We start from the raw sequence: 14,487 nt of genomic DNA, 5'->3' as shown, positions 1-14,487 counted from the left end.
CTCACCCGAAGACGCCGTTGACGTAGTCGTACGTGCGTGGGTCGATCGGGTCGGAGAACATGGCGTCCGTGTCGCCGTGCTCCACGATCGCGCCGGGGGTGCCCTGCGAGGCCAGGAAGAATGCACACTGCTGCGAGACTCTCTGCGCCTGCTGCATGTTGTGCGTGACGATCACGATGGTGACCTCGTGCGCGAGCTCGAGCATCGTTTCTTCGATCACGCGAGTGGACGTCGGGTCCAGCGCCGAGCAGGGCTCATCCATCAGGAGGACGCGCGGCCGGACAGCCAGGGAGCGAGCGATGCACAGACGCTGCTGCTGGCCTCCCGACAAGCCCGCGCCGGGTGCGCGCAGACGATCCTTCACTTCCTTCCACAGACCGGCCTTCGTGAGGCACGACTCCACGAGTTCGTCCTTCTCGTCTCGCGTCGCGTGCGTGCCGGTGAGCTTGAGCCCGGCGATCACGTTGTCGTAGATCGACTGAGCGGGGAACGGGTTGGGCTTCTGGAAGACCATTCCGATCTCCTTGCGGGCATCCACGAGCTTTCGCGTCGGGTCGTAGATGTCCACACCGTCCAGCAGGACCTCGCCGGCGAGAGAAGCAGAAGGGACGAGTTCGTGCATACGGTTGAGGATGCGCAGGAAGGTCGACTTGCCGCACCCTGACGGCCCGATCAGTGAGGTGATGATGCCGGCGTGCATCGTGAGCGAAACCCGATCAAGCACTTGGTGATCACCGAACCACGCCGTGATGTTGCGGCCCTCCAGCGTCGCCAACGGTCCCACGACGGTCGGTATCGTCGCAGCATCGCGCGCTCCGCGCTCGCCGTGACCTCGCATCCATCCAGCCGTGGCCAACCCGAGAAACGCGGTGCGCGTCTGTCCGGGATCGCGCGACGGTTCGGCGCGCGACGGTTCGGCGCCGATCGGCGGAACGAAGACCGTGATGTCGTCCGGTCCGACCGAGCCCGAGGTGTCGGACTCGATGACGGGTCCAGGGGTCGCGGCATCCTCGCCAGCGACCGCCTCGGCTTCGCGGGCGGCCTCGGCTTGGCGGGCGGCTTCGGCCTCGCGAGCAGCTTCGGCCTCGGCCTCCGCGGCAGCCAGATGCGCCGCCTCAGCGGCTGCAGCTGCGGCCGCTTCCGCATCCGCCGCCGCCCGGATCCGCTCGCGGAGAGCAGCTGCCTCAGCGGCCGAAGCGGCCTCGGCCACCGCTGCCTGGCGCGACGCCTCCGCGGCTGCCTCCGCCGCCGTACGTGCCGCTTCCTGCGCGGCGTGTACCGCATCGGCCGCTCGCTCGGCCTCGAGGCGCTTGGCCTCCTCCGCGACCAGCGCCGCGTCCCTGGCCGCCTGCTCCTCCGCGTCCGCTTCCGCGCGCAGCCTCTCCGCCGCGGCTTGGGCTGCACGCGCATGCTCGGCCGTCTGGGCTGCGCGCTCGCGGGCACTCTCCGCCCGCGCGTCGCGCGCGAGCGCGGCGTCGTCGGCGCCGCCGTCCGATGTGGTGTCACCCGGTGCACGCTCGGGAGCCGCACTGCGGGGGAACAGGCCGAGGAACTTCGAGGGAGTGGATGCCATCGGGGTGACCTTTACGGGGATGAGATGTCGGGTTCAGAGGACATTGGGAAGCAGACGGACGATCTCCCCGGTCACCCACAGCGCCGCGAACAGCGTGAGGGGCACGAAGACGATCCACGTGCGGCGGGCACCGACGTTGCGGTACGACCACACCGCGGCGATCTCGACCGCCACGAGGAACTGCAGGGCGAAGACGAGTGCCCACGCCATCGACGTGTCGCCCATCATCGGCTTGTCCGCTTCGGGCAGCGTCGCGAGCCGGGTCTGGCGGAGGCCCGCCGGCTGCGTCTCCGTCACCAGCCGCGCATCGACTCGGGCGATGCCCGATGGGGCGTACGGGATACCCCGCGCGGTCGTCAGGATGACCCGGCTCTCGCCGGCACGCAAGCGGGGCGGTGACGGGTCGCCCGCATAGCGGAGCCCGATGACCTCGAACTCGTGCTCGCCCTGGCCTGTCACGATCGTGAACTGATCGCCCGGCGCGAGCTCCTGGATGCGCCCGAATGCCCCGCCGAACCCGGCCGCGCGGCCGATGATCACACTCTCACCGGCTTGTCCGGGAAGGCTCGTGTCGCGTCGGTGGCCGGGGCCCAACTGCGTGGTTCCGGAGTCGGAGCCTTCGACGATCACCTCTCGGATGCCGAGCCGGGGGATCTCGATGATGCCCACCGGTGCTCCATCTGCCAGCAGCACGTCGTCGACGTCGCCTTCGCTGACGGGAGCGGTTCCCTTCGCGAGCTGATCGAGGAACATATCGCTCAGCTGCTGCTGTGCGACGAGATGCCGCAGCTGGCCCACGACCATGACGTTCAGCGAAAGAGCAAGGAGAAGCGCCGCCAGAACGGTCAGCGCGCCGCGAATCGCCTGCTCACGCGCTGTGAACGGTGCGAGCGGACGCGTCGGTTGCGGCATCCGTCTCGGTCGCGGCGGAGGACCCTGCCCCTTGGGGAGCTTGGGTGGCCGCGGCGGTCGCGGCGGCTTCGGGTGCTTCGGTGCGTCCGGAATGTCCGTAGACGCACCGGGGATGTCCTCGGTCAGCGTCATGCCGACACCACGACCGGAAGACCCCACCGATAGCGACCGTACGCCCACCAGCCCACCCGGCTGAGCGCCGCGATGCCGGTGATGACCGCGATGCTGAACAGCGGAGGGACGAAGAGCGTCACGTCGCGCCCAATCGGCGCGACTTCGGTGCCCGACACCTCCTCGGGCGGAGTCAGAACGGCGTTCACGTTCAGCACGATGTGTTGGCCGAGATCCGTGAACACCGCCTGAACCCGACGGGTCTCGTCGGGTTGAAGGTCATCAACCGCGATGTCTCCCGTCTTCGCGATGAACCCACCGAAAGCGTTGTCGACCCAGAAGACGGCCGTGGAGTCGAACGGACTCGGCGAGATGTTGCGAACGACGAAACTCACCGTCACCGACCCGTTGCCGACATCGATCCATGGAGACACCGATGTCGAGAGTCCGCTCATCGTGAGAACGCCGTCCACGACCACGGGGTCGTCCGTCACCGCGTCGTCGGCGGTGGCGGCGTCGGGGATCGTGGCCTGGGTGGCGACCGATGACGCGGACGAGCCCGTGGCAGACGATGGGGTGCGCGGCGGCACGGCCGAGCCCGTCCGGGGTGGCTTTGTGGACGGCGCCGGTGTCGGTGTTGCCGTGTCATCGGCCACCTCGACCGAAAGCCCACCGTCGATCTCGCTGTCGTCCGAGCTCGCGTGCGCTCCGGGGATCGGGCCCGCCCAGGCGGAAAGGGCAAGGAGAGCAGCGACTGCACCCAGAATCAAACTCGCCTGCAGACACCGCGCCATGCGATGCGGAGTCACTCGCTCGACCTCGTGCCTGCACCGACGAGGTCGGCTTCAGCCTTTCGCTTCGCCTCGGCCTCCGTGTACTCCATCCATGCCTCGGCGCGCTTCTGGTCCGCACGCCGACGCCAGGCGCGGAATCCGAATACAGCGCCGAGGAGCAAGAACACGATCAACAGGAGCCAAGGGACGGCGACCAATGGCGTGTCCCGTGACACGGGCGACACGGGAAGCTGCGCGGCGGCATCCGGGCTGTCGACGAACGGGTGCAGTACCACCTCCGCATTCAGGTAGCCGAGCTGGGCGACGCCGCTGACCGCGATCTCGTAGGTCGCCGAGTTGCCGGGCAGCAGTTCGGCGATCGACCCGCCCGACGCCGAGTCAACGGGGATTCCGAACCACGTGCGCACCTCGCCCGACGCGTTCGCCGACAGCGCGACATTGCCCGGATTGCTGACGGTGTAATGCACCGTCGTCGTCCCGCTCAGGAGGTTCCACCAGTCGCCGTTGTATGACCCGTCGATTCCGCTGATGGCGAGCCGCGGTTGAAGATCGCCGGCGACGCGGGCATACAGTCGAGAGGCGACCCGGCGGTCGAGGTTCACCTCCTCGCCCGGGGTGATCACGGATGCGAGCACGCCGCCGACATGGTCACCCGGAGTCGCATCGGCAGGAACCTGCATCGTGAACGGCAGTACTCGACTCTGACCGGGTCCGAGTGTGAACTCGATGCGATTCGCTCCGTTCTCGAACGTGACCCACGTGCCGATCTGCTCGGGAGACTCGCCGGTCGCCAGGAGCGCATAGTCGCCCTCACCATCGTTGAACGCGTCGGTCGCAACCACGGTGAACGCCTGGTCCGCAGTGCCGGTGTTGGAGACGAGAAAGTAGTCGTCCACCCGCTGACCGGGATCGATCTGATAGCGAAAGCTCGTCCTACCGTCAGGACGCCCGGCTGCGTCGGCCGGCTGCGCCGAGATGCCCACGGTGTCCTCGGCATGAGCGGCGGTGGGGCTCGCGATCGGAACGAGAACGAGGAGTGCCAGGAGGGCTACAAGTCCGAGACGGACAGCCCGGAGCGCGCGCGGAGTCGTCGGGGAAGAATGCACGTCCCATTTGCGCACGCACGGGCAACGGAACCGGGCTCCGCACGTGAATGGTCCGTGAACGCCGCACGCTCTACGAGTGACCGACCCTCCCCCGCACGTTCCGCTGAAACGCATCGGTGCGGGAGGTCGTAACGACCTCCCGCACCGGGGCTGTTCAGTTGTGAGGTTCGCTCGGGCTCGAGGCCCTCGCTCGAGGTCTACTTCGAGGCGAGGGTCAGGGTGAGCGTCGAGGTATAGGTGCCCTTCTTGGCGGTCTTGGGCGCCTTGAAGGTGAGGTCGGCGTCGAACTGGGTGCCGTCCTCCAGCGTGGTGGAGCCGGCTGCTCCCTCGGCGACCAGCGTCGAGGCCCACTCGTCACCGGCGACCTTGGCTGCCGATCGCGTGGTCACACCGTCGACCGCGTCCCCGACCTTCTTCGCAGCGAGGCCCAAGGCGCTGCCCGGGATTGTCTCGCCTGCCGCGTTCGTGAAGTCCGCGACGGTCGCGTTGAGCGTCCAGCCCTTCAGGTCGTTGCGGTCGTCGGTCACCGTGAACGCGCCGAGGGCCACCGGAGCGGTCGTCGCGCCTCGCTTGGCCGTTCCGAGCGGAAGCGGCGCCGTCCGGACACCCTCGAGGGCGAACTTGCCCGAGACCGTGACCTCAGCCGTCAGCGGCGTCTCGGTCTCGAGCGCGAACTCCGGTGCGGGCACGACCACGTTGCCCCAGGCGACAACGGTGTTGTCGGCCTGCAGCAGTGCGATCGTGTGGGCGTTGCCGTCCTGCAGGGCAGACGGAACAGTGATCGTCGCGATGCCCGAGGCCGGGACCACGACCGAGCCGAGGTTCACGGGAGTCGACCACGCGTACGCGGTGTAGGTGCCGGCCGGCACACCGGTCAGCGTCACGACACCGTCGACGGGCGCGGCGAGGGTCTGCTTGGTCCCGGCGTCGGTGGCATCGGTGGGCTCGGTGACGGGGGCAGTCACGGTCAGCTGGACCTCGTTCGTCGTGACCGAGCCGCTGGCGTTGGTGAAGACGGCCCGGAACTTCGTGAGCGACTGGGCGACCGTGACCGACGCGACGGTGAGCGTCGCGTTGGTCGCTCCGGAGACGTTCGACCAGCTCGTGCCGTCCGTCGAGGACTGCCACTGAACCGTCGGGTCTCCGGAAGCGGCGGCGGTGAAGACCGCGTCCGCTCCCGCAGTGACGGCGACGCTCGTGGGCTGCGTGGTGACGACCGGCGCCGCGACCGGCGCCGCGGTCTCGACCGGGTCGACCGTCCAACGATCGGTCGCGGCATCGACGTGGATCGTGCGGTAGATCGACACGATCGGGGTGACACCGTTGTTCTTCGTGAAGGCGAGACCGACGTACCAGTCACCGCCTTCCGTGAAGACCGTGTCGACGCCGCCGTTGTTGCCCTGCAGCTTCGAGTCGAGCTGGAAGTCATCCGTCAGGAGGCCGCCGTTCGGCCCGGCGACGAACGTCGACGAGTACCCGCGCCACGTGTTCGTGCCCCCGGAGAGCTCGTTCGAGCGGGCGACGAAGCGGTAGACCTGGTCGTACCCGCCGGCGACGGCCGCCGCCGGAACCGGGATCTCCGCGAGGACGTCCGTCTTGCTGCCCGCGATGATCAGGCCTTCATTGCGCGCATACGAGCGAGCAGGGTCGCCGTCTGCGAACTCGCCGGTGTTGCCGTCCCAGATGTAGAAGGACCCGGCGGATCCGTTGGACTGGGGGTTGAGGATGTCACCGTCGGCGGCATTGGCCGCGGCGGCGCCACCGCCGACGAGGGCGATCGCGATGGCACCGGCGAGAGCCGCGCGCCACTTCAAGCTGATTTTCATGTGAGTTGTCCGTTTCGTTTCTGAGTCTGTTTCGCGAAGGGTGGTCGGCGGATCAGCCGAGGTTGGCACGGAACGGGGTCGTGGTCGACGGCGCGAGGAAGCCGAACTTCTTCTTCACCGAGCCGGCCTGAGACGGCAGGACGCTGGCGGTGTTGCCGAGCTTGCTCGTGGCGTTGCTGACGAGTTCAGCGAGCTTGGCGTCGTACTTCGCGTCACCGGCGGTGACGCGGGCGTTCTCGACGATCACGTAGGTGTCGCGTCCCCACGTGCTGTTGGAGTAGTAGGCCGCGTTGGGGACCATCGCGGTGCCGGTGCCGCTGACCGGCGATACGCCGGCGAGGGGGGATCCGATCTTGACACCCGATCCGCGGCGATCCACTCCGGCGCCCGTGTTCTGCGCAACCCACTGGGCAGCCGACATCGGGGTGACGGCGTTGGCCGGGAAGGCGGCTCCACCGGCGATGCTGTTCGTGTCGTGCTCCTGACCGACGACGACGCAGCCGCCCTCGGAGACCTCGAGCATGCTCGACTCGGTCGCACCGATCTTCGCGAGGAAGTCCTTGCGGGTGCCGGAACCGGCCTGCGGGATCACGGGCGTGACCGTCACGCCGCCGACCTGGGTGACGGTGCACTCGAAGATGCCCTTGAGCGTCGCCTGGTCGATGTTGTCGAAGGCCGCATTCGATCCACCCGAGTGGGCGTAAGAGAGGGCGTCGCGCCCGAACGGCACGTAGAGCAGCGCACCATTGGCATTGACCGTGGCCCCGGAAGAGGAACGGGCGACGTCCACCTGTCCGGCGATGTTGACGTTCGCCGGCGAGCCGGGAGTCGCCGAGGTGTACGGCTGCCCATCGATCGACCGACTCAACGCCTTCACCCCGTCGCCTGAACCGTTAGGGCGGCCGAAGTGCGCGCCACCCGACTTCGTCTGGATCGTCACGGAACCGGTCGCGTCGAAAGACGCGACCGCGGACGAACCCGCCGTCGAGCGGACCGGCGATCCCGTCACGTTCGTGCCGTTCGTGAGAGCGTTCATGACGTCCTGCAGGGTGTCCGAACCGACGATCACCGGTCCGTTCGCGACGGGCTCGGCATTGGCGGCCGGCACGGTGGCCATCAGTGTGGCTGCCAGGCCGAGGGCGGCCCCGGCGGCGATGAACTTCTTCTTGTTCACAGCTTTCCTTTTCTGGAGGGGTGGTGATCTGGAACCGGCATCTCGGGAAAGCGGCCGGCTTGGCGGCACCGCAGGGGGACCACCAGGATCTGAGGTGATTCAGGGTCGGTTCTGACCCGATTCCCAGGTTTCGGGTGCCAGGTGAACACTCGACGCAGTTCGAGCAAAGAACCGCTGTCCACGACGTTTGCGGCCGGATCAGGTGCGACGGCGTACGCGGGACACCGCGAGCACGGCAACGGCAGCCAGGAAGCCGACCGCCACTCCGAGCGGGATCGCGCCGCCCAGGGGACCGACGTCCGGATCGTCGGGCGTGGCAGATCCAGCCAGTGCTCCCGCAACCTCTCCGGTCACCACGGGTTCGGCAGCGGCCGCCGCGCCCGCTTGTGCGGGCGCGGCAGAGGCGGGGGCGCCGGCAGCGGCAGAGGGCCGTGAACCGGAGGTCGGAGCAGCTGCGGATGCCGGCGGCACGGTTCCCGTCGACCCACCACGTTCGATCTCGTTCGCAGCCGCTCGCGCCTGAGTCACCCACGCGGCGGGAAGTGGAGCGTATCCGGGCGGCAGCTGGCCCACATCCGTGCCCGGTTCCTGCCCATCGACGGCGGCGTAGCGGATCAGGTTCGCGTAAACCGCACGCAGCGTCGCATCGCTCTGCTTGGGATTGAGCGCGGCGTAGACGGGCATCGCGAGCGGATAGGACGTGGTTGCGGCCCGGACCGAGGGACTGCTGAAGTCGTACTGCGCCACCTGGGCGTTCGAAGGCGTGGCCGTCATCGCCGCTGCGGAGGCCGCGAGAGACTCACGGGTCGGCGGGACGTATTGGCCCGCCGGATTCCGCAACGAGGCGACCACGGTCTGATAGAGAGCGGCAGCTGGCGTCGTCGTGAGCGCGAAGACCTTCTGGCTGCCGAACAGCTCACGCACGGACTTGCCGAATTTCGCGGGCACGGCGAAACGGTCCCAGGCTCCGAGAATGTTTCCGTCGCCGCGGAGGACGTGGTAACCGCCGTCGGCGAAGCTCTGCGTATAGGGCCGCCAGGTGACGAGGTTGATCGGACCGGTGCCGTTCGCGGGGTCGGACACGGTGGTGTCCGCCTTCTCCGCGGGATCGGCCTTGGGGAAGTTGTCCAACGGAAGGGCGAGACCCACCCCGGTGGGGTTCACCTCGGGATTCGTCGAGTACCAGGGATTGACGATCATCCCGTTCTCGTCCGGCGCGCCGTCCAACCACGCCAATGCGGCGGGATCCGAGATGACGTACTCCCACAGCCGGGTGGCGATGTCAGAACGTCCGGACGGCGCGAGGACGTCCGCCACGGACGCTCCCACGATGATCTGCTTCGACCACTCCGGGTCGTTGATCGCCTGGAACTCCTTGTCCTGCACGATCGTCCGCGGGTTCTTGCCCGGCTCGGAGAAGCTCTTGTAGCCGATATGGGCTTTGCTGGCGCCGTCGGGCAGCGAGTCGACGTAGGACGAGGTGAGCAGCTTGGCCACCAGGCGGGGGGTCAGATTGACTTCCGTCATCGGCAAGCCGGCGCGGGCGCGTTCCTCCGGAGACGCATCGATCGGATGCGGCTGCCGGTCGATCGAGAAGGAGATCGCGACTCCGGACAGCGCCACCGGCGCGTACACGACGGGATCCTTCGCCCCGCCGATCCGCTCGACATCCAGCGGACGCGAGGTGAAGGCGAGCGGGCTCGGCGCCGTGCCCGCCGCCCGAGCGACAGCATCCGCTTCGTTGCCCTCGCTCAAGACGAAGGGCGAACCCTTCTCACCCTGGCAGAGTTCGGGCTGCCAGGCGGCGATGGCGCCCGCGATCAGCTCGCTGCCGGCAAGCTGCCGTTCGGCGGCGCCGATCTGACAGCGGACTCCGAGCGGCTTGAACTCGAGCTTGACGGCGACGTGGTGCTCCCATGCATCCCACCACAGACCGGACCGATTGATCTCGCTCGAGCCCGAATCGCCCTGCCCGCGCGGGATGATCACGAGCCAGCACGACCTGCCGACCACGGAGCCGTCGGTCTCCTCGATCGGCGCACCGCAGCCCAGCGCGGTCGATTGCATGTTGGTCTGCACTTCGAACGGCACCGAGCCCGATCCGTCCGCACCGGCCCCCGCCCATTTGACCTCATTGGTCGTGTAGGCGGTGAAGAACTGGTTGGTGTTCAGATCCACGTAATCGGCGCCGGTCTTCTGCACGACCTTGCCCTCGGCGTTGGTGGTCAGGTTGGTCAGGACCCGGTCGGCGGGAGCATCTTCCTCATCGACGATGCCCGCGGAATTGACAGCGACGAAGGGGATGCCGGTGTAGGTCGGGGAGAAGAAGCTCTCGCTGATGTGCGTGTACGGCAAGTCCTGCTCGGCGACATCCGACGCCTCGGTCGTGCCGTCCCGATACGATCCCGCGCCGAGCGTGCCGCCGTACTGACACGTTCGCCGGTCCGGGTGGCCGGGGTGCGTGGGGTCTTCTCCCCAGCACTGCGCGATCTGAAGGAAGTTCGTACCGCCGACGGTGCCGGCCGGTCGTTCGGAGGGCTTGCCCCCCGTCCAGCTGACGACGATTCCCTGCGAGACGAGGTCCTTGGTCTGCGACACGGTCACGGCGAGATCGGGGAACGGCGAACCCTCCGCCACGAGCGCATCGTCTTTGGTCGTGAGTGTCACGGCACTCGATGTCAGCTCGTCGCCGGTCGCAGCGGCAGCCGGGTCGGTGGTGAGCACGGCGCTCGCCCCGCCCGCGAGCACCGCCGTGACGAGGCCCACGACGAGCCCGGTCGAGGCCACCCGCACCCAGACCGATGGCCAGGTCGCGTGGGGCCTGCGGTGTCGTCCGCTCATCGCGCGGCATCCGATCGGCCGGACTTCGGCGAGCGCCGCAACCGGGGCGACAGCACGGGCGGAATGGCGATCACGGCGGCGAGGAGGATCACCGCGCCGAGCATGACCGACTGCTGCCACCCCCAGCCGTTCGAGGCCAACGTGAAGGGCAGGGCCGTCGCCACGCCGGCCACCGCGCCGTCACCGGAGATGAGGTTGCCCTCGGAGTCGTAGACGGCGGCCGCGGAACCGGTGCCGGTCGCCGCGGCGCCGGCGGCTGCCGCTCCCCCACCGGACGCCGCGGCAGCGCCGGTCGTCGCCGCGCCACCGGACCCCGTCCCGGTGACGGGCGTCTCCTGCGGGGCGCCGGCTGTTCCCGTCGTGCACTGGTTGGGCCCGCGCTTGTCGCAGTCGGCCGGCTGGGCGGCCGTGAGAGCGAGCTGGTTGTTGCTGGGCGAGTCCCCCGGCTTGAACGTGGGATTGTTGCACGTATTCGGGTCGGTGCTGGCGGTGTTGCCGGGAATGCGCTTGATCTGATCGAATCCGGCCAGCACGAGGTTCATCGGCAGCGGCGAGTACCCCAGGTCGCGCGCCTGCTGCTGCCCTTCGCACAGCATGTAGCTCGCGAACGTGCTCAGCGTGTTCCCCTTCGCGGTGGTGAAGACCCCGCCGACCTCGGTGGGAACGATCATGTACGAGTAGCTCGAAAGCGGGTACGTGCGCGGATCGGCGTTGTTGTAGACGCCGTCGAGGATCTGCGTGAGGTAGTCCGGCGAGGACGGGTCGTTGTTGATCTGGGCCTGCAGAAGGGCGACGGCGACCGAATCCGCGGTCGGTTCGACGTAGTAGTCCGCCGCGTTCAGCACCTTCGCGACCGGAAAGCCCGCCTCCAGGGCGTAGGAGTATTCGACGTAGGTGATGGCGCCTTCCCCATACCCCTGACTGACGTAACCGGCAACACCGGATGATCCGCTCTGCGCCTTGCCGTTTGCCGGCGTGGGGAACTGCGAGCGCATCCCCGCCGTCCAGGCGTCGCCGTGCTGCTTCGACATCCACAGGGTGAACTGCGCGGACGAGCCGGAACCGTCGGATCGGACGACGGGCACGATCGCCTTATCTGGCATGGCGAGCCCCGGGTTGTCGGATTGAATGGCGGGGTCGTTCCAATTCGTGATCGCCCCGGTGAAGATGCGCGTGATGACCGCGCCGGAGAGCCGCAGGTTCGTCACCCGTTTGCCCCCAATGGTCAGGTGATACATGAATGCCGTACCGCCCGCGACGATCGGCATGTAGGCGTAGCCACGCGGCGGAACCTCCGGAGCGGAGCCATCCTCCGGTCGCGACTGGAACGGGATCTCGCTGACCGCGTAGTCGACGCTGCCCTGGATGAAGTCGCGGCGGCCGGCCGACGACCCGACACCGGAGTAGTTCACGGTCATGCCGTAGTTCGACGCGACGTTGCGCCGCCACTGATCCAGTGCGTTCTGCGACCAGGTCGAGCCGGTCCCGGTGATCACTTCGTAGGACGCGGCGTGAGCGGGCAGGGCGACACCGATACTGATCAGTAGCACGCCGAGCGCAGCGATCAGCCTGGCGCGTCCGCGGGAGGTCGGGGTCATTGCGGGTCCTTCGAGACGGGGGCGGATGCCGGGTGGGAGTTCTCGATCCGGGCGATGTCCCGCGCGGAGCGGGCGAGCGCCGCGCGTCGCTGCCGCGGCGACAACTCGCCCGCTCCTCTCCCGCCCAGGACCCGCGCGATCGCGAAGAGCGTGAGAACGAGAAGCATGAGCACGGCCGCGGTGCCGAAACCACGCGCGATGATGTTCGGTTCCGGCGAGCGGACGAAGTCGAACACCTGCAGGGGCAGTGAGATCATCGGGCCTTCGAACGGGTTGAGGTTCATGACGTTCGTGATGCCGGAGGTGAGCAGGACGGGAGAGGTTTCGCCGATGCCGCGGGCGGTTCCGAGGATGATTGCGGTGACCAGCCCCGAGCGCGCCGTGGGTAGCACGACATGCCAGACCGTGCGCCACCGCGAAGCGCCGAGGGCGTAGGAGGCTTCACGCAAATTGCCCGCGACCAGTCGGAGCACCACGTCCGAGGCGCGGATGATGATGGGCAGCATCATCACGGTGATCGCGAGTGCAGCCGCGAACCCCGACCGCTGGTGGGTGAAGAGCAGGATGAAGGCGGAATAGATGAACAAGCCCGCCACGATCGACGGCAGAGCAGTCATCGCGTCCACGATCGTCCGCACAAAGCGCGCGAAGCGGCCGCCGATCTCGTTGAGGAAGAGTGCCGTGACGATCCCCAGCGGGATGGAGATGGCGAGTGCGATGCTGATCTGGATCAGCGTGCCCATGATCGCGTGAGCCACACCGCCGACATCCAGCCCATCGAGAGGCCCGGCGAACTCCATGTCCTGGAAGAAGAAGTTGACGTTGGTCAGCGCCTGCCAGCCGCGCAGCATCGTGAAGATCACCACGAACAGCAGTGCGGACATCAGGATCACGCCGGCGCTGATCAGCACGACCGTCATCACCCGGTCGATCACCTCGCGCAGGTCGGAGGTGATGCTGACCAGCAGCGCGTACAGCGCGACGAAAGTCAGGAATGCCACGACCACGAAACCGATCACTCCGCTCAGCGGTGCGATCCAGCCGAAGAGCAGCCCGGCGACGGCGAGCGCGCCCGCGGCAGCACCGAGGATGGCGAAGCGGTCGTCCAGGCGCGCGGCGCGCACATTGCGTCGCTCGCCGACCTCGATGTCGTCGCGGCGCGGGATGACGGTGCGCCCCGCGCGCTCTGCGACCCTGGCATTCGGCGTCGCATCGTCCGGGGGTGCGGCGACGGATGTGCCGGTGGTGTTCGGTTCGAGAGTGATCGTCATCATGCCTCGCTCTGCGCGCCCGAGCGCGACCGGGCAACGATCGATGAGGCGGAGAAGTTCACGACGAGCGTGATGAGGAACAGCACCAGGCCTGCCGCCATGAGGGCGGACAACGCGAACTCGCTCGCCTCTCCGTAGCGCAGAGCGATCAGTGCTGAAACCGAGTTGCCGCCGGTCTTCAGCACCTGCCAGTTGATGAAGAAGATCGGCGAAATGATCATGTACACCGCGATGGTCTCACCGAGCGCCCGGCCCAGCCCGAGCATCGTGCCACCGATGATTCCGCCTCGCCCGAAGGGCAGAACGACGGCGGTGATCATGCCCCACCGTGTGGAGCCGAGCGCGAATGCCGCCTCGCGTTCACCTTGGGGGGCCTGCATGAACGCCTCCCGCATGATCGAGGTCTGGGTCGGGACGACCATGAGAGCCACGACGATCCCAGCGATGAACGCGGACGATGTGAAGGCTGACGCGTCAGTCAATGCCTCGCCGTCCGCGTCGGTGACGGCGAAGACCGGGATCCACGCGAAATACGTGGAGATCCAGCGAGAGACGGGGATGATCGCCTCCTGCAGGAAGAAGACGCCCCACAGCCCGTACACCACGCTGGGGACCGCGGCCATGAGATCCACCAGAGTGATCGCCCATTGCTTCAGGCGTCCGCGCAGCACTTCCGAGATCAGAAGAGAGGTCCCGAGCGCAAGCGGCACGGACACAGACATCGCAATGATCGCGATCGTGATCGTGCCGAACAGCACCGCGGCGATCCCGAAGTCGCCGGTCTCGGGCGACCATGCCTGCGTCGTGAGGAAGCTCAACCCCGCACCATCAGGAGGCAGGATGGCCTGCCCCGCGCGAAGCGCCAGGAAGAGCCCGACCGCCAGCATGATCGCCACGGTCACCCCTCCCGCCGAGAAAGCGACCCGCCGAAAGACGGTGTCCGCGAATGTCGGAAGTGACGCGAGGCTGCGCGGGCGGGAGGTGGTCGCGCGCGCGGGACTCGATCCGCCCGGGATGACGGTCGTGTGATCGGAGGGGCTCGGGATCACGGCGGTGGCAGTACCCGGAGCAGGATCGGTCGTGAGCTCTGCCCGGTCATCGACCGTGTCCGCGGGCAGGGGCGGCTGCGGATTCATGCCGACTCCTCGCCGCGCGACGATACGGCCATCGGTGTCCTTCGGGTATGGGCGGGGTGGCCGGGGTCGGGATTCACAGCCTCCGCCACGGTGCGCGGGGAAGATGAACGCGCGGCATCCGCCGGGCGAAGGACGACTGTCGAGC

10 protein-coding genes are annotated in these 14,487 nt (G+C 68.0%); all 10 read right to left on the bottom strand.

The genetic code is table 11. The annotated features are described in order from the left end of the window. Position 1: 1 nt before the first annotated feature. The 10 genes from ABD197_RS06105 to pstC all read right to left on the bottom strand — a co-directional run bounded on the left by ABD197_RS06105 (position 2) and on the right by pstC (position 14,342). Complete coding sequence (locus tag ABD197_RS06105; protein ID WP_344055803.1) at positions 2–838, bottom strand: phosphate ABC transporter ATP-binding protein; 837 nt, start codon at positions 836–838, stop codon at positions 2–4. Between the two features lie 768 nt (positions 839–1,606). Beyond that, complete coding sequence (locus tag ABD197_RS06100; protein ID WP_344052639.1) at positions 1,607–2,485, bottom strand: sortase; 879 nt, start codon at positions 2,483–2,485, stop codon at positions 1,607–1,609. Between the two features lie 128 nt (positions 2,486–2,613). After that, complete coding sequence (locus tag ABD197_RS06095) at positions 2,614–3,186, bottom strand: hypothetical protein (RefSeq protein WP_344052637.1); 573 nt, start codon at positions 3,184–3,186, stop codon at positions 2,614–2,616. Positions 3,187–3,401: 215 nt separating this feature from the next. Beyond that, positions 3,402–4,496, bottom strand: coding sequence for a hypothetical protein (locus ABD197_RS06090; RefSeq protein WP_344052634.1), 1,095 nt, complete (start codon positions 4,494–4,496; stop codon positions 3,402–3,404). A gap of 197 nt (positions 4,497–4,693) precedes the next feature. Continuing rightward, positions 4,694–6,322, bottom strand: a complete 1,629-nt coding sequence (locus ABD197_RS06085; RefSeq protein ID WP_344052632.1) for a hypothetical protein — start codon at positions 6,320–6,322, stop codon at positions 4,694–4,696. Positions 6,323–6,374: 52 nt separating this feature from the next. Next, complete coding sequence (locus ABD197_RS06080) at positions 6,375–7,496, bottom strand: hypothetical protein (protein WP_344052630.1); 1,122 nt, start codon at positions 7,494–7,496, stop codon at positions 6,375–6,377. 198 nt (positions 7,497–7,694) lie between these two features. After that, a complete protein-coding gene (locus tag ABD197_RS06075; protein ID WP_344052629.1) occupies positions 7,695–10,337 on the bottom strand; it encodes a hypothetical protein in 2,643 nt (880 codons plus the stop codon). Then, entirely contained in the window at positions 10,334–11,935 is a 1,602-nt protein-coding gene (pstS, locus tag ABD197_RS06070) for a phosphate ABC transporter substrate-binding protein PstS (RefSeq protein WP_344052627.1), read from the bottom strand. The genes ABD197_RS06075 and pstS overlap by 4 nt, the downstream gene beginning before the upstream one ends. Continuing rightward, entirely contained in the window at positions 11,932–13,209 is a 1,278-nt protein-coding gene (gene pstA / locus ABD197_RS06065; protein ID WP_344052625.1) for a phosphate ABC transporter permease PstA, read from the bottom strand. Before pstA ends, pstS begins: the two co-directional genes overlap by 4 nt. Beyond that, positions 13,206–14,342, bottom strand: coding sequence for a phosphate ABC transporter permease subunit PstC (gene pstC, locus ABD197_RS06060; protein WP_344052623.1), 1,137 nt, complete (start codon positions 14,340–14,342; stop codon positions 13,206–13,208). The genes pstA and pstC overlap by 4 nt, the downstream gene beginning before the upstream one ends. Positions 14,343–14,487: the final 145 nt, after the last annotated feature.

The sequence above is a fragment of the Microbacterium lacus genome (assembly GCF_039531105.1).
Classification (GTDB): domain Bacteria; phylum Actinomycetota; class Actinomycetes; order Actinomycetales; family Microbacteriaceae; genus Microbacterium; species Microbacterium lacus.
This window is presented reverse-complemented; position numbering and strand designations above follow the sequence as displayed.

Coding starts and splice junctions, on each gene's coding strand:
- ABD197_RS06100 (WP_344052639.1), bottom strand. CDS start 2,485: ATGCCGCAACCGACGCGTCCGCTCGCACCGTTCACAGCGCGTGAGCAG.
- pstS (WP_344052627.1), bottom strand. CDS start 11,935: ATGACCCCGACCTCCCGCGGACGCGCCAGGCTGATCGCTGCGCTCGGC.
- pstC (WP_344052623.1), bottom strand. CDS start 14,342: ATGAATCCGCAGCCGCCCCTGCCCGCGGACACGGTCGATGACCGGGCA.
- ABD197_RS06105 (WP_344055803.1), bottom strand. CDS start 838: ATGCGAGGTCACGGCGAGCGCGGAGCGCGCGATGCTGCGACGATACCG.
- ABD197_RS06075 (WP_344052629.1), bottom strand. CDS start 10,337: ATGAGCGGACGACACCGCAGGCCCCACGCGACCTGGCCATCGGTCTGG.
- pstA (WP_344052625.1), bottom strand. CDS start 13,209: ATGATGACGATCACTCTCGAACCGAACACCACCGGCACATCCGTCGCC.
- ABD197_RS06085 (WP_344052632.1), bottom strand. CDS start 6,322: ATGAAAATCAGCTTGAAGTGGCGCGCGGCTCTCGCCGGTGCCATCGCG.